The organism is Nocardia sp. NBC_00565, assembly GCF_036345915.1.
GTDB lineage: Bacteria > Actinomycetota > Actinomycetes > Mycobacteriales > Mycobacteriaceae > Nocardia.
Genome location: NZ_CP107785.1, coordinates 5,990,833 through 6,010,661, shown reverse-complemented (window position 1 = coordinate 6,010,661; position 19,829 = coordinate 5,990,833). Strand labels below are relative to the sequence as shown.

Genomic DNA, 19,829 nt, shown 5'->3' with positions numbered 1-19,829 from the left:
GCCGCTATAGCTGCGTTGAACCCCTCCCCGGTTCACGAGCGTGGCTTACGCCGTTCCGGTCGCTTGCCGCCGTCGCGATCGCGACGCGGTCCGGGGCGGAACGAGCGCCCGCCGGGCGGACCGGAATCGAGCTGCAGCTGAATCAGCTGGCCGCTGATCCTGGTGCGCCGCAACGCTTCCAGTGTCTCTGAGGATAGGTCGGCCGGCAGTTCGACGAGACTGTGGTCCGGGCGGATGCTGATATGTCCGAAGTCGCTGCGACGCAGTCCGCCCTCATTGGCGATGGCGCCGACGATCGCGCCCGGCACCACACGGTGCCGCTTGCCGACGCTGATCCGGTAGGTCGCCAATTCGGCTCCGGTGCCGCGCTGATGCGACGGCCCGTGATCCTCGCCCTCGAACCGGCGGGCGGGTCGATCGCCGCGCGGCATGCGTTCGCGCTGCGGGCGTTCGATCGGCTCCGGCTCGGGCTCCATGAAGAAGTTGTCGCCGTCGTAGCCGCTGACCGCTAGTGCCGCCGCGATGTCGACGAGCGGAATGTTGTGCTCGCGCTCGTAATCCTCGATGAGCTTGCGGAACAGCGCCAGATTCGCCGAGCTGAGGTTCTCGGTGATGGAATCGCCGAATTTGGCCACGCGCTGGGTGTTCACGTCATCGACGCTGGGCAGCTGCATTTCGGTCAGCGGATGCCGGGTGGCGCGCTCGATCGACTTGAGCAGGTGGCGTTCGCGCGGCGCGACGAACAGCAGCGCCTCACCGCTGCGCCCTGCTCGGCCGGTGCGGCCGATGCGGTGCACATAGGACTCGGTGTCGTGCGGGATGTCGTAGTTGACCACGTGCGAGATGCGATCCACGTCCAGACCGCGCGCGGCGACATCGGTGGCGACCAGAATGTCCAGCGCACCGGATTTCAGCTGTCCGATGGTGCGCTCACGCTGGTTCTGCGCGATATCGCCGTTGATCGCCGCGGCCGAGAAACCACGCGAGCGCAGCTTTTCGGCCAACTCCTCGGTGGCCTGCTTGGTGCGCACGAAGATGATCATCGCCTCGAACGACTCGACCTCGAGGATGCGGGTGAGTGCGTCCAGCTTGCGCTGATGCGAGACCTGCACCCAGCGCTGGGTGATGTTGGTCGCGGTGGAGGTCTTCGACTTGACCGTGATCTCGACCGGCTCGCGCAGGTACTTCTTCGAGATGCTGCGGATCGCCGAGGGCATGGTCGCGGAGAACAGCGCGACCTGCTTCTCGCGCGGGGTGTCGGCGAGGATGCGCTCGACATCCTCCTGGAACCCCATCTTCAGCATCTCGTCGGCCTCGTCGAGCACCAGATACTGGAGCTGCGACAGGTCGAGCGTGCCCTTCTCCAGATGGTCGATCACGCGGCCCGGCGTGCCGACCACGACGTGCGCGCCGCGGCGCAGGCCCGACAGCTGTACGCCATAGGCTTGACCGCCGTAGATCGGCAGCACATGCAGGCCGGGAATGTGGGTGGCGTAGCGGCCGAATGCCTCGGCGACCTGGATCGCGAGTTCACGCGTCGGGGCCAGCACGAGGGCGCGCGGAAGTTTGCCGGTCGGCTCGATCCCCATCAGGATCGGGATGGCGAATGCCGCGGTTTTGCCGGTGCCGGTCTGGGCCAGCCCGACCACATCGGCGCCGGCGAGCAGCGGGGGAATCGTCGCCGCCTGGATGGGCGACGGCGACTCATAGCCCACATCGGCGATGGCCGCGAGGACGCGGTCATCGATGCCGAGATCGGCGAAAGTCGGGCCGTCGTTGTCCCTGTCGTTGTCGCCAGGAACGCTGTCGACCTGATTGGTACTCATTGACCAGGAGTTTACTGCCTTGCGGTGGTCGTCCCGGCCACCGGGCCAATACGGTGAGATGTATGCAACCCGAGAACGCGTCCGCGCATCATGACCCGGCGCTGTCACCGGTGGATGTGGCGGTGGTCCAATTCGCACCGGGAACCGATCCGTCCGCCAATCTCGCGACCCTGCGCGAGCAGGTCCGCAGCGCGTCGGAACGCGGTGCGAAGGTGGTGGTCGCACCCGAATACTCGATGTTTGCCGTCACCCGGCTCGATGAACGGGTCGTGGCGGTCGCCGAACCGCTGACCGGGCCGTTCGTCACCGGACTCGGTGAAATCGCCCGCGAGTTCGGGGTGTATCTGGTCGCCGGAACGGTCGAGCAGGTGGCACCGGAGTCGGGGCGAATCCGCAACACCCTGGTCGTGCTCGGACCCGATGCGAACCTGGTGACGAAGTACCGGAAGGTGCATCTCTACGACGCGTTCGGACACCTCGAATCCGATGTCGTCGAGGCGGGGCAAATCGAGACCCCGGCCACATTCTCGGTCGGGCCTGTGACATTCGGCATGCAGACCTGTTTCGATCTTCGCTTCCCCGAGGGCTGCCGTCGCGTCGCGGCGTCGGGCGCACAGGTGCTGGTGCTGCCCGCCCAGTGGATTCCCGGTCCGGCGAAGGTGGATCAGTGGACTACGCTGCTGCGCGCCCGCGCCATCGAGAACACCGTGTACGTGGCCGCCGCCGATCAGTGCGCGCCGCGCGGCGCAGGCGCATCGATGATCATCGATCCGGCCGGTGCGGTACTCGCCGAACTCGGCGACGAACCCGGTGTGCTCACCGCGGCCATCGATCTCGATCATCTGGCCCAGGTCCGCCGCACCAACCCCAGTCTGGCATTGCGTCGATTCGCGATCACCGAGCGAGTAGCGGAGTAGCCTTTATTCGGATGATCTACACCGATCGCGCAGCTGCCGGTCGCGCGCTGGGTTCGGAACTCGGCCACCTGCGTGCGGCGCAACCGCTGGTGCTCGGACTGCCCCGGGGTGGGGTTCCGGTGGCCGCGGCGGTGCGCGAGGTCATCGGTGGCGATCTCGATATCCTGCTGGTCCGCAAGCTCGGTGTGCCGTGGCAGCCGGAGCTGGCGATGGGCGCGATCGGCGAGGACGGTATCCGGGTGCTGAATCAGGATGTGTTGTCGCACACCGGGATAACGCCGCGGCAGTTCGCCGAGATCGAGGAGTTGGAGCGCGCCGAACTCGAGCGCCGACGCGAGGTGTGGCGCGGCGATGTCAAACCGATTCCGATCGCGGGCCGCACCGCGGTGATCGTGGACGACGGGATGGCGACCGGGGCGACGATGGTCGTCGCCTGCCGGGTCGCCCAGTTGCACCAGCCGGCGCGGATCGTGGTCGCGGTGCCGGTGTCCTCCGCCGAGGCGTTACGGCGGGTCGCCGCCGAGGCCGATGAGGTGCTCTGCCCGTGGGTGCCGCCCTCGCTCGGCGGTGTCGGCACCGCCTATCGTGACTTCCACCAGCTGGAAGACGACGAGGTCACCGCGCTGCTCGCCTGAGATGCGTTGCGCCGCTAGTGGACTTCGGTGATGCCCGTGCGGTGGCGTTGGGCGAGTTCGGCGTAGAAGCCGGGGTTGAGTTTGACCCACCCTTCGGCCTGGGTGCCTTCGATGGACTTCTTGACCTCGGCGGGGGCACCGGCTGCGAGCACGCCTGCGGGGATCTTGGCGTGCGGCGGGACCAGCGAGTGCGCGGCGATCATTGTGCCCGCGCCGATTTCGGCCAGATCGAGCACGGTGGTCCCATTGCCGACGATGGCCTCCGCACCGACCGACGCACCGTGGAAGACCACGCTGTGCGCGATGGTCGCACCCGGGCCGATCTCCATCGGCACATCCGGGGGCACGTGCAGGACCGCGTTGTCCTGGATATTGGCGCGTTCCCGGATGGTGATCGGCGCGAGGTCCGCGCGCAACACCGCGCCGTACCAGATCGAGGCGCCTGCCTCGACGCGCACATCGCCGATCAAGGTCGCGGTCGGTGCGATGAACGCCGTCGGATCGACCTGGGGCCGTTTGCCTTCGAATTCGTAAAGGGGCACGCCCTCACCGTAGCTGTGTCTTCGGCCGTGTCTTCGCCGCCGTGAACGGTGGCGTGTGGGTCACCTGCGCCCAGCAGAGCGACGCAGCACAGCATGGCGCTACCAGCGTTCGGCGAGGGCGAGGGTGCGTTCGGCGGCGGTGACCATCGGCCGGAGTTGGGCAGTGAAGCGTTGGGCGTTGACCGGCATGATGTCGACATCGACGCCGGTGCGCACCGAGTATCGGCCGTCACCGACCACGTCGATCCAGCACAGCACTCCGAACGGGTGTAGCTCGCCGTCCGCCCGCCGCACCGACACCACGATCTGACCGATGCCGTCGCGGGGCTGCCGCAGCAGCCTGCGGATCCGCGTCGGCGTCGCGGGTCCGGCGACCGGCACCGTCACCAGATCCCGGCTGTCCTCGTTGACCCGGGCCAGCGGTGCGGTCAGCTGGGGCATGGTGCCGGGTGTATTTTCCGGCAGCATCGAAATCGCCCGTGCGGACAGGTTTTTCGCCCGATCGACGAATAGCCGGATATCCCCGCCGCGGTCCGCGGTGGCACCCGCGCGCTGCGCGGCGACGACCGCGATATCGCCGGCGATCGCGCCGAGTACGCGCACGGGGCGACTGTCGGCGGCGAGGTCCGGCGCGGTGGTGGTGACGATTCCGCTTTGTTCGACGACACCGATCTGTTCGCCGACGCCATCCTGCGCCGGGCCCGGTCCGGCCGCATCGCGCTGTCCGAAGACCTCGATGCGCACGGTCGGTCGGGCCAGCACACGCAGTGCCCCTTCCAGATCCGCGTCGAGAGTCTGGTCGCACCAACTGTTCAGGGCCGGGAGTTGGGCGGCGCGCTCGGCGGTGTCGCGCGCCGAGAGTCGAACGGCGAGGGGATAGGGGATGCGGTCGCCATCGGTGCGGGCCCAGGCCATGGCGAACTGGTCCGGGGTCAGCGTCCAGTTCACTCCAGCTCGGTCCATTCGCCGACGACCGGCGGTGTCGTCGGATCCATATCGCCGATCAGCTCACCGCCGTCGTCGGCGGGTTCCAGGAAGGTCAGATCGTCGTCGAAGAAGTGGTAGTCGTCGTCGTAGTCGTCCTCATCGCGGGCCAGTGCGGAGCGGGCCGCGGCCGCGCTGGTGCTCATGCCGGAGCGCGGGGTGTCGCCCGCGACCATCGCGCCGCCCATGAGCCCGCCGACCGCGCCCGCGCCCGCGCCGTTGATCGCGTCGCTACTGACATCGCGTTTGCGTTCGTCGCGTTTGCGTTCGTCGTCGGCGGTGGAGTTGCCCGCGCCGGGGACGGTCGGGGCGACTACCGGTGCAGCCGCCGCGGTGACCACCGGCGCGGTGGTACCGGGTCGCACGGCGCGATCCGGTGCGGCCGTCGGCGTGGTGGCCGCAGGGGTGGTTGTTGCCGGGGAATCCGCCGTGGGCACAACGGGTTTGGCTGTGGCGGGGGTGATGTCGGCTGTGCTCGCCGGGGTTACGGTGGTTTGTGTCGTAGTGGGCTTGGTCGGCGCGGTCGCCGCGGGCTCGACGGTCGTGTGCGGTGCGGTCGTCGCGGGAGCCGTCGTCGAAACCGTTGGTGCGGTGCGGGTTTGCGTACCGGTGTCGATGCCGGTCGTGGCGGGGACCGCTGCGGCGGGCGTGGTGTCCGCTGTCTGCGGTACGTCGCCGGTCACCGTATCGGGGAAGGCCGGAATCCCGGATCCGGTCGGGATGAACGCGTTCGTGTAGATGCTGTCCATCGCCTGCACCACGTCCTGCCGGGTGCCGTCGGCGATCTTCTGGGTGGCGGTGTTATCGGTGGCCCGGGTCGGATCCAGCAGTGCCCCCGACAGATCCGGTGCGTCGTTGGACGGCGCGACGACGGCCGCGCGCAGCGCCTCCGCCGCGTCACCCGCCTGACCGAGCCGCTGCCCGACCGCGGCCAGTACATCCGCGAGTTGCTGTCCGTGCCGTTCGAATTCGCGCACCGCGTCGGCGGCGGATTCGGCCGCGCCACCGCGCCAGCCGTCGGTCAGCACGGTCCGAATCTCGTTGTGCGCCTGCTCGACTGCGGTCGCGAGCCCGGTCGAGCTGCCCTGCCACGCCTGCTGTCCGGCGGCCAGGACGACCGGATTCATCAGCTGGACGCCGTCGTGGATCTCCTTATGCGACAGGTTGTCGAAGATCTCGACGGTCTGCGTGTAATCGGGATCGACGTACCGAATGGGCGTCTTCTCACCGGTGTGCGGCATCTTACGCATGCGCGGCTCCCGCCACCTCGACCTGACCGACCGCGGCCGCGAGATCCTCGTCGGCCCGGGTGTATGCCGCTCCGGCCGCGCGGAAGGTCTGCGCGAGCTCCCTGGCGGCGTCGGCGTATGCGCGCAATCGAGTGATCGCGCCGTCCGCCTTGTTCTCGAAACCGCGACGCAATGCCGCGCCGGAGGCGAACCCGCCGAAGCCGGGCAGCGAAACGGCCCCGCTCAATACGGCTATCTGGGCCTCGACCTCATCGGCCAGTTGTTCATAGCGCTTGGCGCACTGTTCGTGCGCGCCCTCGGCGACCAGCACGCCGTCGATCCAGAGCTGGCCTTCGTCGATCGCTTGATTCAGCGCCGTCACGTCCGACATTTCGCCGCCCCCTTCCTCATCGTGCTGCCCGCGCAGCCGTGATCAACTCACCGGTGTCGTGCCAACCCCATGACGACACCCTGCATCCAGTCCGCGATGTCGGCGGCGACCCGCGCGTGCACCGGCTCGTGCAACAGGTCGTGCCCGGCGTCGGCGTACTCCCGCAAACTTACCCAATCGTGGCGCCGAGTCCAGACTTTCATCGCATCGATCGGCGCCCGCCGGTCCTCCACGCCGTGCACGGCGAGGATGGGCAAGGTGTTCGGCACCGGTGTGCCGGCAGCGCCGGGCGCGCCGCCGCCGAGTGCGCGCTTCGGCACGCCGGACAGCACCAACCCGACCAGCTCGCTCGGCGGCAAGCTCGGTGTGAGCGGGTACTTCGCCTCCAGTCCGCTCAGATCGTCGGCCGCGCTGGCGCGATCCGGCACCGCGGCGCCCAGCATGCCCAAGGCCGTGACCGCTCCGAGCGAGTGGCCCATCAGGATCAGCGGCGTACCCGGTAGTTCGTGGCGGACCAGTTCGACCAGCTGCATCGCGTCCACGACCAGTTCCACCAGCGTTCCGGGATTGTTCGGATCGCCCTCGCTCAACCCGTGCCCCGCGGTGTCCAACGCCCAGACCTCGATACCGAGGGCCTTCGTCGCCCGCGCGAACCGGTGGTAGTGGCCGCTGTGCTGGCCCATTCCGGGTAGCAGCACAACCACCGCGGCCCGATTGTCGACCGTCCATCGCCGATAATGCATCCGGCCACGCGCTCCGTCGAAGAAAGGCATCCGTGGATACTGCCAAATCTTGCGCGATCGAGCACACTCCATGACATAAGTCGCGCGCGTGGCATAACCGCAAGGTGGCTGGACTGTGTTCAGTCGACCTTGACCGGTGCCCATGGGGGCGCGGGATCTTCGGCTCCAGGGCCCGGCCGTACCTCGACATCATGCGGTCGCAGCTCTTCGCCGCAGCATTCGCACACCACCTTGGCGTGGGTGACCTCGCCGCAGCCGCGATGCACCAGTTCCGTCGGCGTGCCGTTGATCAGCCCGGTGTGCTTCTCGCCCCAGGCCAGGATCGCCGCGATGACCGGATACAGGTCGATGCCCGCCGCGGTCAGTCGGTACTCGTGCAGTGTGCGCGCGGGGCCCGAGGCGTATTCGCGGCGCTCCAGGATGCCGTAGTCGACTAGTCGGTTGAGTCGTTCGGTCAGGATATTGCGCGCGATGCCGGTCTTGCGCTGATAGTCCTCGAAGGTACGGGCGCGGAAGTAGGCGGCGCGCAGGATCGCGATCACCCAGCGCTCGCCGAGTACGGCACCGGAGCGCTCGATCGCGCAGTTACTCGCGAGCAGATCGTCGTGTCTCATCGATTCCACGATAGCCGTTGCAATTCGCAACTACATCGCCTAGGTTCTAGTTGCATGTTGCAACGACGTGCAGTCGCGCTTCTGGCCGTCGGCATTGCGGAGGTGCCCTCATGAACCCGACTATCGAACCCGATGACGCCGTGCTCAAATGCTACGAACTGGTCTCCGCCGCAACAGAATCCGTCTTGCGCACGGTCCGCGCGATCGTCCGCACGGCGCAGGCATTGAGCCCTTCCGGCCGCCGCCGCCTCACTCTGGAACTCCATATAGCCGTGAATCGTGCGCTGGCCGACTTGGCGCTGGACACCCCGGCCGACTTCCCGACAGCTCGTGTCGCCGAACCTGAAATACCTTGGGAACTCTGGTACTACGTATCGGCTCATCCCGATCCACGCGGTGAGCTGTGATCACTCCTCGATGAGGGCGGCGGGCGCGGCCTGCCGCCAGGAGTCGAGCAGGATATCGCGCAACTCGGCGGTGTCTTCGAGGGCCGACAGCCGCGCGCGGACCCAGGATGACGAGGCTTCATGGCGCGGAACCCAGAATTTGTGCGGTTCGGCGGCGATGAGTTCTTCCCGGTCGTGTTTGGGACAGCGCACGGCGAAGGAGCTCTGATCGTCGGGGAGGGTGAGGAACATCTTGCCCGCCACGTCGAAGGTGGGATGGTGCCAGCGTTCCTTCTCCACGGTCTCGGGAAAGGACAACGCGATGCGGCGCACGTCGTCAGCGTCGAGCACGGTACTGGCCTCCGGTCGGGGAATCGGACTCCTATCCTCGTGCAACCTCTCGGCTATGGGCAAACTCCGCGCTAGGTGACGGCGTCGGTGATGCGGATCGCGATGGCGCGCAACCGGTCCACGAGTACGGGCGGTTCGTCGACGTGGAAGTCAGCGCCCAGACCGATCAGGCGATGGGCCAACCAGGTCGGGTCGTCGTCGCGAGTGGCGTCCAAAAGGCAGGAGTCGTCATCGATGGGCGAGATATCGCCGGGGGAGTCGCCGAGACGGCCCGCGACGCGGCCGATCGGGGCCTGGATCGTCACGCGGACACGGAATGACGGTGTGCCCCAATCGGTTCGGCGGCCCGCCAGATAGGCGGCCGGATCCGCGGCGGGCAATGCGCGCGGGGTATAGCGCGCGCCGGTGGGCCGGGGTCGGTCGATGCGGTCGACGCGGAAGATCCGCCAGTCGTCGCGGTCCATATCGTGACCGACGAGGTACCAGCGGCGATGTGCAGGCACGAGGCCGAGCGGTTCGACGTGGCGGCGGGTTTCGACGCCGCTTTCGCCGCGATACGCGAAACGCGCACGCTCCCTGTTGGTTACGGCCGCTGCCAGTACCATCAGCACCTCGGGGTCGACGACAGGGCCGTCATCGGCGGAGGACACCAGCGCGGTCCCGAGCGCGCGCACGCGACGGCGCAGCTTCGCGGGGAGCACCTGCTCGAGTTTGGCGAGGGCGCGGACCGAGGCCTCCTCGATGCCCGCGATGGCCGATCCGGCGGCGGCGCGCAATCCGACCGCGATGGCGACCGCTTCCTCGTCGTCGACCAGCAGTGGCGGCATCGCGGCCCCGGCCACCAGCCGATAGCCACCGGTCGCGCCCATCGTCGCCTCGACCGGATAGCCGAGTTCGCGCAGGCGGTCGATATCGCGGCGCACGGTGCGGTCGGTGACGCCGAGACGTTCGGCGAGTTCGCTGCCGGGCCATTCGCGTGGCGTCTGCAGTAGTGAAAGCAGGCGCAGCAGGCGGGCGGGGGTGTCGTTCATGATTTTCAGGATTCTAGATAACTAGGACACAGATGGTCCTAGATGGATTCTAAGGTCGTTGTCGTACCGAGTGCACGACAATGAGGAGCAGAACCAATGACCACCGAGATTCGCCCCTTCGGCATCGACATTCCGCAGGCCGACCTCGACGATCTGATCGATCGGCTGGCCCGCACCCGCTGGTCGGCGCAGCTGCCCGGTAAGGGCTGGGAGCGCGGCGTTCCGGTCGAATATCTGCGGGAGCTGGCCGAATACTGGCGCACCGGGTACGACTGGCGGGCCCAAGAGGCGGCGTTGAACGAGTTCCCCCAGTTCATCACCGAAATCGAGGGCCTGAACGTGCATTTCCTGCATGTGCGTTCGCCCGAGCCGGATGCGCTGCCGCTGATCCTGACCCACGGCTGGCCCAACTCGTTCGTCGAATTCACCAAAACCATTGGCCTGCTCGCCGATCCGCGCGCACACGGATTGGATGCGGCGCAGGCGTTCCATGTCGTCGTCCCGTCGGTGCCCGGTTTCGCGTTCTCCGAGGGGCCGAAGGAGACCGGGATGACCGTGCGCCGGGTGGCCGAGATGTGGGTCGAGTTGATGGACCGGCTCGGCTATGCGCGCTACGGCACTCAGGGCGGCGATCTCGGTGCCTACGTCGCGCCCGAAATGGCCCGCATCGCACCGGATCGGGTGGTCGGTGTGCATATCGATGGCGGCATCGGCATGCCGACCGAGGCCGATGTGCCGACCATGGCGCCGGACGAACGTGCCGAATGGGATCAGATGCAGGGGTGGATGACCGGCGGCGTGAACCATCACGTGCTATTGCATGCCGCGCCACAGACTTTCGCGCACGCGTGGACCGATTCCCCGGTCGGCCTGCTGGCCTGGTTGATGCAGAAATTCAACGAATTCACACCGCTGGCCGAGCTGGCCGAGGACGTCATGGACCGCGATCAGCTGCTGACCAACATCAGCCTGTACTGGTTCACCAATACCGCGGGCACATCGTCGTGGCCGATGTACAACGGCTTGGGCGCGGGCGGATTCGTCTGGCCCGCAGGGCAAAAGCTGGTGCCGACCGGCGTCTACGCGGGCGGCTCCGCCCTCATGCTGCGACTTGCCGAGCGCGACAACATCATTGCGCACTGGCCCGAGGGCAATACCGGAAACCATTTCGTGCCGATGGAACTCCCGGATATGCACGTCGCCGACATCCGCGCGTTCTTCGGCAAGGTGCGCTGAGGGAACCGGCTGGGCCCCGCGCCTCAGTTGGCCGGGGTCTGGTGGGCGATCTCGTCCTGCGCCGCGATGGGCTGCGAAGGTGCGGGAGCGGCCTGCGGTGCCCCCGCGGCGGCCGGTGCGACCTCGGGTGCGGGCGGCGGCGGGGCCTGCACCGGAAGATTCGGAACGAAGAACATCCCGACCGTCGGTGTCATCACACAGTGCGCGGACGGGTAGTCGATCATGCCCCACATCGAGGCGATGACGGTGCCGGGGCCGCTGGCCACGGTCTTCGACAGCGTCGGCAGGCCGAGTTCGGTCCGGTCGTCGAGGGTGGTGAGGCCGCTCGCGCCGGTATTGACATTCAGCCAGGCCACCACGAGGCCGGAAGACAGCGGCGAGCCCGAATGCGCCGGTGTGGCGCTGAATCGCAGGGTGCCGGGGACCGGGTCGACGCCACCGTTGATCGTGTTGCCGTCGGTAGAGGCGGCCGCGATGATCGTGGTGATCGGGCCGACGCTGCCGCAGCCGAAGGTCGGCGCGGCATACGCGAAGGGTGTGAAGGCTGCCGCGACGTTGTGCAATTCGGCGACGTCCACCAGCTTGGTGAACTGGTCGAGCGCGCCGACGCCGGCTTGCGCGGCCGGATCGGCACCGGCGGCGGTGGTGAGCTGTTCGAGTCCGGTATCGACGGGAGAGGGCTCGGCGACCGCCGTGCCGGTGAGGGTCAGGACCGCACCGAAGCCGAGAGCTGTCACTGCCGCGGCGGCGCGTGCGATGGATCTGCCGTTCACTCGTTCTCCTCGATACCGACCACGGGGGTATCCCCGACCCGCGTGCAGCACAACGTACCAGGTCGTTGCTGCGGCCGCCCAGGGAGTCGCGACCAACCATCCGGCATGCGACATCCGGCGTGCGACTCGGCAGCCGGATACCCGCGAACTACCCCTGTGACCCCGTCGACAATGAGAGATTACTGGGGGGTAGGTTTGGACTCGGACGTACGAGACACACCGGGAGATGTGTATGAAACTATCTTTGACGCCCGACGAGGTGAGCTTCCGCGACGAACTGCGGAACTTCTACCGAACCGAGATTCCCGCCGACATCCGTGAGCGCGTCAAGTACGGCCACGAACTGTCCCGCGCGGACATCGTCACCGCGAACAAGATCCTCAACGACCACGGTCTAGCCGTGCCGAACTGGCCGGTCGAATGGGGCGGTAAAGACTGGACGCCGATTCAGCGCCACCTCTGGCAGGACGAGATGCAGCTGGCCTCGGTGCCCGAGCCGCTGACCTTCAATGCCCAGATGGTCGGCCCGGTGATCGCGCACTTCGGCTCCCAGGAGGTCAAGGAGCGCTTCCTGCCCGCCACGGCGGCGCTGGATATCTGGTGGTGCCAGGGCTTCTCCGAACCCGACGCCGGTTCCGACCTGGCCTCGCTGCGCACCACCGCGGTGCGCGACGGTGACTCCTACATCGTCAATGGCCAGAAGATCTGGACCACGCTCGGTCAGTACGCGGACTGGATCTTCTGTCTGGTCCGCACCGATCCGAACGCACCGAAGAAGCAGGCGGGCATCTCCTTCCTGCTGTTCGACGTGAAGTCTCCCGGCGTGACGATCCGCCCGATCAAGCTCATCGATGGCGGCTACGAGGTCAACGAGGTCTTCTTCGAGAACGTGCGGGTGCCCGCCGATCAGCTGGTCGGTGCGGAGAACCAGGGTTGGACCTACGCCAAGTTCCTGCTCGGCAACGAGCGCACCGGCATCACCGGTGTCGGCCGCACCAAGGTCAAACTCGGCGTCGCGAAGGATTACGCGCGCCAGACGACATCGGGTTCGGGCACGCTGCTCGAAGATCCGCTGTTCGCCGCTCGTATCGCGGAGCTGGAGAACGAACTGCTCGCGCTGGAGCTCACCCAGTTGCGCGTGGTGTCGAATTCCTCGGACGGCAAGCCGAATCCGGCCTCGTCGGTGCTGAAGCTGCGCGGTTCCGAACTGCAGCAGGCCGCCACCGAACTGCTGCTCGATATCGCGGGCCAGGACGCGCTGCCGGTCGGCGCCGAGGACATCGCCTCGCCCGGTTGGGCGCAGCGCAGCGGTCCCGGCTACCTGAATTACCGCAAGACCACCATCTACGGAGGCTCCAGCGAGGTGCAGCGCACCATCATCGCCTCCACGATCCTCGGATTGTGAGGCGCCGCCATGGATTTCGAACTCACCGATGAACAGGTCATGCTGCGCGACACGGTTCGCGACTTGCTTGCCCGCGACTACGATCCCGAGACCCGCCTGAAGGTCCTCGACACCGAACTCGGCTGGAGCCGCGATGTCTGGAACCAGCTGGCCGAACTCGGCGTGCTCGGTCTGAGCTTCACCGAGGAGGACGGCGGCGTCGGCGCCGGTCCGGTGGAGACGATGGTCGTACTCGAGGAGATCGGGCGCCGGCTCGCGCCGGAGCCGCTGCTGGACGCGGTGCTGGTGCCGGGCGGTCTGGTCGCGCGGGTCGGCAGTGCCGAACAGCGTCAGCGGATTCTGCCCGAGGTCCTCGGCGGCACCAAGCTGCTCGCGTTCGCCCATGCCGAGCCCGGTGTCCGCTGGCCGTCCACCGAGCTCGCGACCACCGCTGTGCGGCAGGGCGATTCGTGGGTGCTGACGGGTCTGAAGAACCCGGTTCCGCACGGCGACTGCGCCGACGAGCTGGTGGTCAGCGCGGTGCTGCCGACCGGCGGCACCGGACTGTTCCTGGTCGGCCTCGATGCCGCCGGCGTGCGGCGCACGTCGTACCGGACGGTCGATGGGCAGCGCGGCGCGCAGATCGAATTCGACAAGGCCTCCGGCGAATTGCTCGGTGACAATATCGACGCCGCCGAGGCAGTGCAGGTGACCATCGGGCATGCCCAGGCCGCGTTGTGCGCGGAGTCCATCGGTGCGATGGAGGAGGCGCTGCGGCTGACGACCGACTATCTGAAGACACGCAAGCAGTTCGGCGTCACGCTGTCGAAGTTCCAGACGCTGACCCAGCGGGCGGCGAATATGTACGTCTCACTGGAACTGGCGCGCAGCATGAGCCTCTACGCGAACGCATCGATTGCCGACGGAGCGAACGACCCCGTGGTCGCGTCGCGGGCGCGGCTGCAGGTGGGGCGCGCGGCTCGGCACATCGGCCAGGAGGCGATCCAGATGCACGGCGGTATCGGTGTCACGGCGGAGTATCCGGTGAGTCATTACGTCGCCAGGCTCACCGCGATCGAGCGCACGCTCGGTGGCGGGCTGGAGCATCTGCGGGTGCTGACCGGCCAGGTCGGTGATTACGACCTGCCCGAGCTGTAGGACTCCGAACGGCGGCGCGTGCACCTCATGGTGCACGCGCCGTTGGTTTGTCGGCTATCCGTCGTCGCCGTACGGACCCTCTGACGTGGTCGCCTGGCGTCGAGTCGTAGTCGGCTCATCGGTGGTCGGCCGCGGCCTGGTGGTCGGCAGGTCGAACTCGGGCGCGGTGACGATCGGTGGGGGCGCGGTGGTGGCGGGCATCGTCATGGTCCGCGGCACTCGTGTAGTGGACTCCGACTCCGACTCCGGCGAGGTCGAGGGATCGGTGAAGCCGACCGGCTTGCGCGGCGGTCCGGCGGGTGCCACCTGCCAGCTCGGCGAGGGCGGGATGACCACTCTCGGCGCTGTCGCGGTGGTGCCGTCGCGGACTACCGGGGCGGCATCCCCGACCGACTTGATCGGTGGGGGTGCGACATAGGTGTCGTGCTTGCCGAGCCCGCAGGCGCCGATAAGAACGAGACCGAGAGAGACCGCGCCCGCGGCGATCACCGGACCGGCGATCTTGGCCCTGCTGCTCTCCATCGGTGACACTCCTCGTCGTTCAAGTGGGGCTCACAATAATCGAGGCCGGTCGCTCCGGCCAGGTGAGAACACGCTGGGCACCCGCGGCGCCAGCGCAAATTAAACATTGGTAATTCAGATATCGAATTGGTCTCTTCGGCGTGTCGCGGGCACGTGTCGCAGTCGAACCCTCCGACATGGACGTAGCGTGTGTGATCAAAGTTACGCGTGAGACGCCAGTACCTAGATGAGAGACGCGCGGTGGAATTCGTGCGACGGCAATACTCTGATCGGCGTCATCGAGGAGTTGATGATGGGAGCTTACTCGACAACTCCGTTGCGAGCCTCCGCCACGGCCGCCGAATCGGTGGCCCCGGAAACTTCGCAGCAAGTCGTGTCGAACCCGCCAGTGCGCACCACGTCCACGATGCTGTCGCGGATACTTGCCTGGCTGATTTTCACCGGCGGCATCGTCGGAGCCGTACTCGGCATCGCCGGACTACATGTCGAAATCACCGTCGCCGGACTGATTCTGGCGTGCACCGCCGGTTTGGTCCTGCTGAAGCTACGCGCCGATGGGGCGGGTCGAACCAGCTGAACCAGGCGTCGCCAGGCTGCGGTGACGCCGGAAAATCACGAGCGCGCAGGGCTTTCGGGCTCTAGCGTGATGCGATATGAGGATCGAGACCACCGCCGATGCCGCGCGGTTCCGGTCGGCCACCGAGGCCTTCCTGCTGCGTGATCCCCTGCGGCACACGGTGATCACCACGGGCATCGCCAATCACCTGACCGGCATGCAGACCGATGCCGAGCACTCGCGGTTCCTGTCGGTGCACGACGACGATGCGACGGTCGTCGGTGTCGCCATGCGCGCCGCCGGACGCGGGATATACCTCGGTGCGCTCCCCGCGGGAAGTGTTGCGGCCGTTGCCGATGCGATGGCGGAGGTCGCCCACGGTGTCGAGGGTGTCGAGGGTGTGATCGATGACGCCACCGAATTCGCCGAGCGCTGGGGCAAACTGCACGGGGCGTGTCCCTACTTATCTCCGAACGATCGAACCGTTGGTTGATCGTTCGGGTCTGGCGCGGTGACCTCTCGGGTGTCCTGGGGACTGTGATCCCTCACCATAGGCAGCAGGTGCTGTGGCCGGGCCGATTTGGTGTCGTCGCCGGGATCCCTCGGGTTACACGGGGCTTGCAGTCCTCGCAATAGGCCGCGGACCTAGCGACGGTGGTGGCCGACCCGGATTCGGTTGGCGCGGTGTGTCTTCCGCGGTCCGGTCGCCGTGAACGGGTATGATTGCTCGTGATCGCCGCGCTCGCGTCGACGGTAGTGCTGTCGTGCGGGACTCCGAGGCGGCGCGGGCAGGACTGTGGTGGGAAGTTCAAGCCCCTATCAGGCCACAGCGCGCCCGATCGAGGACACCGAACGGCATTCTCCCGACAGCCGACTTGTCGCCTGGAAGGCACGCGGCCGATCGGTCTTCGGGTCAGGCCGCCGGAAGAACGCCGCGGATATCATGCCCACAATCGGTCTTGGCTTGGCCCGGATAGCGGTCGGCGATGCGGCACATCGACAGGCCGGGCAGGTAGGCGACGTCGTGGCCGCAGGCGCGGGCGACAGTGACCGGCAGCGCACCGATGGTGTTGGGCTGGTCGACCACGATCAGCAGCGGGCCACGGGCGGCAAGCTGGTCGAACACCGCTCGTAGCCGGGACTCGTCGTTCGGTAATGCCTTGTCGAACAGTCGTTTCCCGGTGGTGTCGAGACCGACGGCGTGGTGTTCGCCTTTTCCCACTTGGTGCGCCGTGCTTCCCCCGACGCCGCCGGATTGCCGCGTCGCGCAACCGAATCCGATGCCGCGCTGTCTGAGGAGACTTCGCTGTGCGGAACTCGAACTTTAAGCCGCCGCTGGACGGCCGACCGGGAAGGGGGAAGCCGCCTGGTCGCCTATCCACTGCCGCCCAGTAGGCAACATCTTGCCGCCACAGCTGAATACTGAGCTGATCACACCAATATGCTAGTCCGGCGTGCGATCCTGCTAGCTGTATCGGCGAGCAATGCCCGGCATACTGGCAGCGTCCGAGACAGACAGGCTTTGAGCTACTACCGTTGCTGGGTCAAAATCAGCGTTCTGGCAGGTGCGAAATATTGGCCGGTGTTTCACAGTCGGCGGGAAGAACCACTACATGACGCACTACATAAGCAGTGAATCGGTCAGCGAAGGTCATCCAGACAAGATTGCCGATCAAATTTCGGATGGCGTCCTTGACGCTTGTCTCCGTACCGACCCGGCCGCACGGGTGGCGGTCGAAACCGCACTGAAATCGAATCTTGTGCTGGTGGCAGGTGAGTTGACGACAACCGCTCGGGTGGATGTGGGGCAAATCGTTGCCGACACGCTCGCAAGAATCGAGTATTCGCCCGAAGCCTTCAATGATTCCTTCGCGTGCGCGCCAGGAAATCTACAAATATTGCAGGCCCTGGTCCAGCAGTCGCCTGACATAGCCCAAGGAGTTGACGGAGAAAGTTTCGATGAACAGGGCGCGGGCGATCAAGGGATGATGTACGGATTCGCTTGTGACGAAACGCCTGAGCTGATGCCAACGCCGATCGCGATTGCCCACAGGCTCACCAAGGCGACGTCCGAGGCACGCAGGAACGCGGTTGTCGCCGGGCTCCGCCCCGATTCGAAGGCTATGGTTTCAGTCGAATATGTCGCAGGTCGGCCAACCGCTATTTCGACAGTCGTCATATCCGTCCAGCATGATCCGGATATCGATGTCGACCCTGATCTTCGGCAGGCGCTGCTCGACAAAGCGGTGATGCCGTCTCTGCCTGAGGATCTACGGGACCCTGATGTCACGTTTCTGCTCAACCCTACTGGAAAATTCGTCCTCGGTGGACCGTATGCCGACGCGGGCCTCACTGGTCGGAAAATAATCGTGGATACGTACGGAGGTGTCGGTCGGCACGGTGGCGGAGCATTCTCAGGAAAGGATCCGTCGAAAGTAGACCGGTCGGCGGCGTATGCTATGCGATGGGTAGCGAAACATATCGTTGCCGCTGGTGCTGCCACGAAATGTGAAGTGCAAGTTTCCTATGCTATCGGTGTCGCAAGGCCGGTATCGCTCATGATCGACACCTTTGGTACCGAGCGAGTTGATCGAAAACTCATTTCGGAAGTAGTTGACGATATATTTGATCTTCGGCCAGCTGCGATCGTTCGCGATCTCGACCTGCGGAGGCCGATATACTACAAAACCGCATCGTACGGGCACTTTGGGCGGCAAGATCCTGATTTTACCTGGGAACAGACGCCGCACGCAGCCGAAATGGCAACATCTCTCGGACTGTAGACGGGTCCGCGAACTTGACAGGCCAGTCGGCCAGACCATGATCCATCCTTACCGGAAAGTTCAGGAGAACGATCATTGAGTGAAGGTGAAGTCAAACAGCGGGTTCTCGTATGTGTCGCATGGCCTTACGCCAACGGGGAATTACACCTTGGCCATGTGGCGGGGGCTTATTTGCCAGCGGATATATTCGCCAGATACATGCGACTCAAGGGTTGCGATGTACTTATGGTTTCCGGGAGCGATGCCCACGGCACTCCAATTCTCGTCCGCGCCGAAGCGGAGGGGCTCGAACCGCAGTCGATCGTTGATCGATACTCCGCAAAGTTCGATGAGCTGTGGAATGTTCTCGATATTTCATTCGATATCTTCACATCCACCGCAACCGAGAATCATCGTAATGTTGTTCAATCGTTCATCGCGACTCTCGATAAGAATGGCTATATCTACCAGAAGGAAACGGAGCAGTATTTCGATCCGATCGCTCACCGTTTCTTGCCTGACCGATACGTCGAAGGTCAGTGTCCGCATTGTAAGTACCAGGACGCGCGCGGCGATCAATGCGAGAATTGTGGACGAACTCTTGATCCAACCGATCTGATAAGTCCAATCAGCAAGATATCTGGCAGCGAGCCAGTTCTACGTACATCTCAGCACGCGTTCTTTCGCCTATCGAATATTGAGAACGCATTACTCGAATGGGTGCGACCAAAGATCGGATGGAGAAATCACGTCAAGAAATGGACGGAAGGATTTGTTGGCAGTGGACTCCATGACCGCGCGATATCCCGGGACCTCGACTGGGGTGTTCCTGTTCCCGAATGGCTGGGCCTGAATGCGAACAAGCGGGTGTATGTTTGGTTCGAGGCTGTGATGGGGTACTTGTCGGCTACCATCGAGTACGCTGATAAGAACGGGCTCGACTGGCACGACTGGTGGGTGAGTCCCGATACCGCGTCGTATTATTTTGTGGGCAAGGACAATATTCCGTTCCACACAGTGATCTGGCCCGCTATGCTTATTGCCCATCAAGGTCTGAACTTGCCAACCAATGTGCCGGCCAACAATTATGTTCTCCTCGGCGGCAAGAAGGCATCCAAATCGGCTGGCCTTGGCAAACCTGCAGTCGACTATGCGAAGGCCTTCGGCACCGACGCTCTGCGGTACGGCTTGGCAACTCTTTTGCCCGAAGCGGATGACACTGAACTGACCGAAGATCTGCTCGTCGAACGAGTGAATACCGAGCTCGCGAACGGTTGGGGCAATCTCGTCAGTCGCACATTCGCGCTTGCAGTCGGGCAGCTCGACGGCCGGACGCCGAATCCATCGCAACTGTCCTCAGCCGAGGATTCGAACTTGATGGCGGTAGTCGATTCCGCACTCGTCGAATCCGCCAAAGCATTCGAGTCTGTTGAGATCCGACGTGCGCTGCGGATAATGCTTACCGCAGTTCAGGACACCAATGCTTACCTGAGCGATGCTGCGCCATGGACGTTGCGGAAGCATGATGCGCAAGCGGCTGCGCAGGTAGTGTCCAACGTTCTGTGCGCGTTGACCGGCCTTGCACTCGGCCTGTCGCCATTTCTGCCGGCCTCGAGCAGAAAGGTTCTCGACGCACTGGGAATCGCAGGGGCTTTGGCATGGGAACGGCCTGCTCTTGTCACCGATATTGAGTTGCAACCGATCAAGCCACTGTTCGTCAAGCTGGACGGCGAATCCATCGCCGCTCGCTAGCTGTGGTCCCGAGCGTTGGGGGAGGAGCGATCGCCCT

General features: G+C 65.5%; 21 protein-coding genes and 1 pseudogene. 10 read left to right on the top strand and 12 right to left on the bottom strand.

What is annotated here, in order from left to right:
- Window positions 1–32: 32 nt before the first annotated feature.
- A complete protein-coding gene (locus tag OG874_RS27835; RefSeq protein WP_330250070.1) occupies window positions 33–1,826 on the bottom strand; it encodes a DEAD/DEAH box helicase in 1,794 nt (597 codons plus the stop codon).
- A 62-nt stretch (window positions 1,827–1,888) separates the two neighbouring features.
- On the opposite strand from OG874_RS27835, the gene OG874_RS27830 reads away from it, so the two are divergent.
- Window positions 1,889–2,743, top strand: coding sequence for a carbon-nitrogen hydrolase family protein (locus OG874_RS27830; RefSeq protein WP_330250069.1), 855 nt, complete (start codon window positions 1,889–1,891; stop codon window positions 2,741–2,743).
- An 11-nt stretch (window positions 2,744–2,754) separates the two neighbouring features.
- A complete protein-coding gene (locus OG874_RS27825) occupies window positions 2,755–3,378 on the top strand; it encodes a phosphoribosyltransferase (protein WP_330250068.1) in 624 nt (207 codons plus the stop codon).
- 14 nt (window positions 3,379–3,392) lie between these two features.
- On the opposite strand, the gene OG874_RS27820 is transcribed toward OG874_RS27825, so the two are convergent.
- The 6 genes from OG874_RS27820 to OG874_RS27795 form a co-directional block, all read right to left on the bottom strand.
- On the bottom strand, window positions 3,393–3,920 hold the full coding sequence (locus OG874_RS27820) for a gamma carbonic anhydrase family protein (protein ID WP_330250067.1): 528 nt from the start codon (window positions 3,918–3,920) through the stop codon (window positions 3,393–3,395).
- A gap of 99 nt (window positions 3,921–4,019) precedes the next feature.
- Complete coding sequence (locus OG874_RS27815) at window positions 4,020–4,868, bottom strand: ESX secretion-associated protein EspG (protein WP_330250066.1); 849 nt, start codon at window positions 4,866–4,868, stop codon at window positions 4,020–4,022.
- Entirely contained in the window at window positions 4,865–6,154 is a 1,290-nt protein-coding gene (locus OG874_RS27810; protein WP_330250065.1) for a WXG100 family type VII secretion target, read from the bottom strand. Before OG874_RS27810 ends, OG874_RS27815 begins: the two co-directional genes overlap by 4 nt.
- On the bottom strand, window positions 6,147–6,524 hold the full coding sequence (locus OG874_RS27805; protein WP_330250064.1) for a hypothetical protein: 378 nt from the start codon (window positions 6,522–6,524) through the stop codon (window positions 6,147–6,149). Before OG874_RS27805 ends, OG874_RS27810 begins: the two co-directional genes overlap by 8 nt.
- A gap of 47 nt (window positions 6,525–6,571) precedes the next feature.
- A complete protein-coding gene (locus OG874_RS27800; RefSeq protein ID WP_330250063.1) occupies window positions 6,572–7,297 on the bottom strand; it encodes an alpha/beta hydrolase in 726 nt (241 codons plus the stop codon).
- A gap of 89 nt (window positions 7,298–7,386) precedes the next feature.
- Window positions 7,387–7,881 (bottom strand): winged helix-turn-helix transcriptional regulator, encoded by a 495-nt coding sequence (locus tag OG874_RS27795; protein WP_330250062.1) that lies wholly within the window; start codon window positions 7,879–7,881, stop codon window positions 7,387–7,389.
- Window positions 7,882–7,991: 110 nt separating this feature from the next.
- Here OG874_RS27795 and OG874_RS27790 point away from each other — a divergent pair, with 110 nt between their 5' ends.
- The gene (locus OG874_RS27790; protein WP_330250061.1) at window positions 7,992–8,288 is read left to right on the top strand and encodes a hypothetical protein; all 297 of its coding nucleotides are present in this window, start codon (window positions 7,992–7,994) and stop codon (window positions 8,286–8,288) included.
- On the opposite strand, the gene OG874_RS27785 is transcribed toward OG874_RS27790, so the two are convergent.
- Together OG874_RS27785 and OG874_RS27780 are read right to left on the bottom strand one after the other, a co-directional pair.
- Window positions 8,289–8,618 (bottom strand): MmcQ/YjbR family DNA-binding protein, encoded by a 330-nt coding sequence (locus tag OG874_RS27785; protein ID WP_330250060.1) that lies wholly within the window; start codon window positions 8,616–8,618, stop codon window positions 8,289–8,291.
- A 71-nt stretch (window positions 8,619–8,689) separates the two neighbouring features.
- Window positions 8,690–9,649, bottom strand: coding sequence for a helix-turn-helix transcriptional regulator (locus OG874_RS27780; protein WP_330250059.1), 960 nt, complete (start codon window positions 9,647–9,649; stop codon window positions 8,690–8,692).
- 96 nt (window positions 9,650–9,745) lie between these two features.
- Between OG874_RS27780 and OG874_RS27775 the strand changes: the two genes are divergently transcribed.
- A complete protein-coding gene (locus tag OG874_RS27775; protein ID WP_330250058.1) occupies window positions 9,746–10,885 on the top strand; it encodes an epoxide hydrolase family protein in 1,140 nt (379 codons plus the stop codon).
- A gap of 23 nt (window positions 10,886–10,908) precedes the next feature.
- Here the strand turns inward: OG874_RS27775 and OG874_RS27770 are convergent, their stop codons facing one another.
- Complete coding sequence (locus tag OG874_RS27770) at window positions 10,909–11,658, bottom strand: hypothetical protein (RefSeq protein WP_330250057.1); 750 nt, start codon at window positions 11,656–11,658, stop codon at window positions 10,909–10,911.
- Window positions 11,659–11,890: 232 nt separating this feature from the next.
- Between OG874_RS27770 and OG874_RS27765 the strand changes: the two genes are divergently transcribed.
- The gene (locus OG874_RS27765; protein ID WP_330250056.1) at window positions 11,891–13,063 is read left to right on the top strand and encodes an acyl-CoA dehydrogenase family protein; all 1,173 of its coding nucleotides are present in this window, start codon (window positions 11,891–11,893) and stop codon (window positions 13,061–13,063) included.
- A 9-nt stretch (window positions 13,064–13,072) separates the two neighbouring features.
- Window positions 13,073–14,200: an acyl-CoA dehydrogenase family protein gene (locus tag OG874_RS27760; protein WP_330250055.1), complete on the top strand. Its 1,128-nt coding sequence runs from the start codon at window positions 13,073–13,075 to the stop codon at window positions 14,198–14,200.
- Between the two features lie 54 nt (window positions 14,201–14,254).
- Here the strand turns inward: OG874_RS27760 and OG874_RS27755 are convergent, their stop codons facing one another.
- Window positions 14,255–14,722: a hypothetical protein gene (locus tag OG874_RS27755; protein ID WP_330250054.1), complete on the bottom strand. Its 468-nt coding sequence runs from the start codon at window positions 14,720–14,722 to the stop codon at window positions 14,255–14,257.
- A 226-nt stretch (window positions 14,723–14,948) separates the two neighbouring features.
- Between OG874_RS27755 and OG874_RS27750 the strand changes: the two genes are divergently transcribed.
- The gene (locus OG874_RS27750) at window positions 14,949–15,299 is read left to right on the top strand and encodes a hypothetical protein (protein WP_330250053.1); all 351 of its coding nucleotides are present in this window, start codon (window positions 14,949–14,951) and stop codon (window positions 15,297–15,299) included.
- A gap of 76 nt (window positions 15,300–15,375) precedes the next feature.
- Window positions 15,376–15,771, top strand: coding sequence for a hypothetical protein (locus OG874_RS27745; protein WP_330250052.1), 396 nt, complete (start codon window positions 15,376–15,378; stop codon window positions 15,769–15,771).
- 459 nt (window positions 15,772–16,230) lie between these two features.
- Here the strand turns inward: OG874_RS27745 and OG874_RS27740 are convergent.
- A pseudogene (locus OG874_RS27740) lies at window positions 16,231–16,560 on the bottom strand (IS110 family transposase); the annotation flags it as partial.
- 331 nt (window positions 16,561–16,891) lie between these two features.
- Between OG874_RS27740 and metK the strand changes: the two are divergent.
- Together metK and metG are read left to right on the top strand one after the other, a co-directional pair.
- Entirely contained in the window at window positions 16,892–18,061 is a 1,170-nt protein-coding gene (gene metK, locus OG874_RS27735) for a methionine adenosyltransferase (RefSeq protein WP_330250051.1), read from the top strand.
- Window positions 18,062–18,136: 75 nt separating this feature from the next.
- Window positions 18,137–19,792, top strand: coding sequence for a methionine--tRNA ligase (gene metG / locus OG874_RS27730; protein WP_330250050.1), 1,656 nt, complete (start codon window positions 18,137–18,139; stop codon window positions 19,790–19,792).
- The last annotated feature ends 37 nt before the right edge of the window (window positions 19,793–19,829 follow it).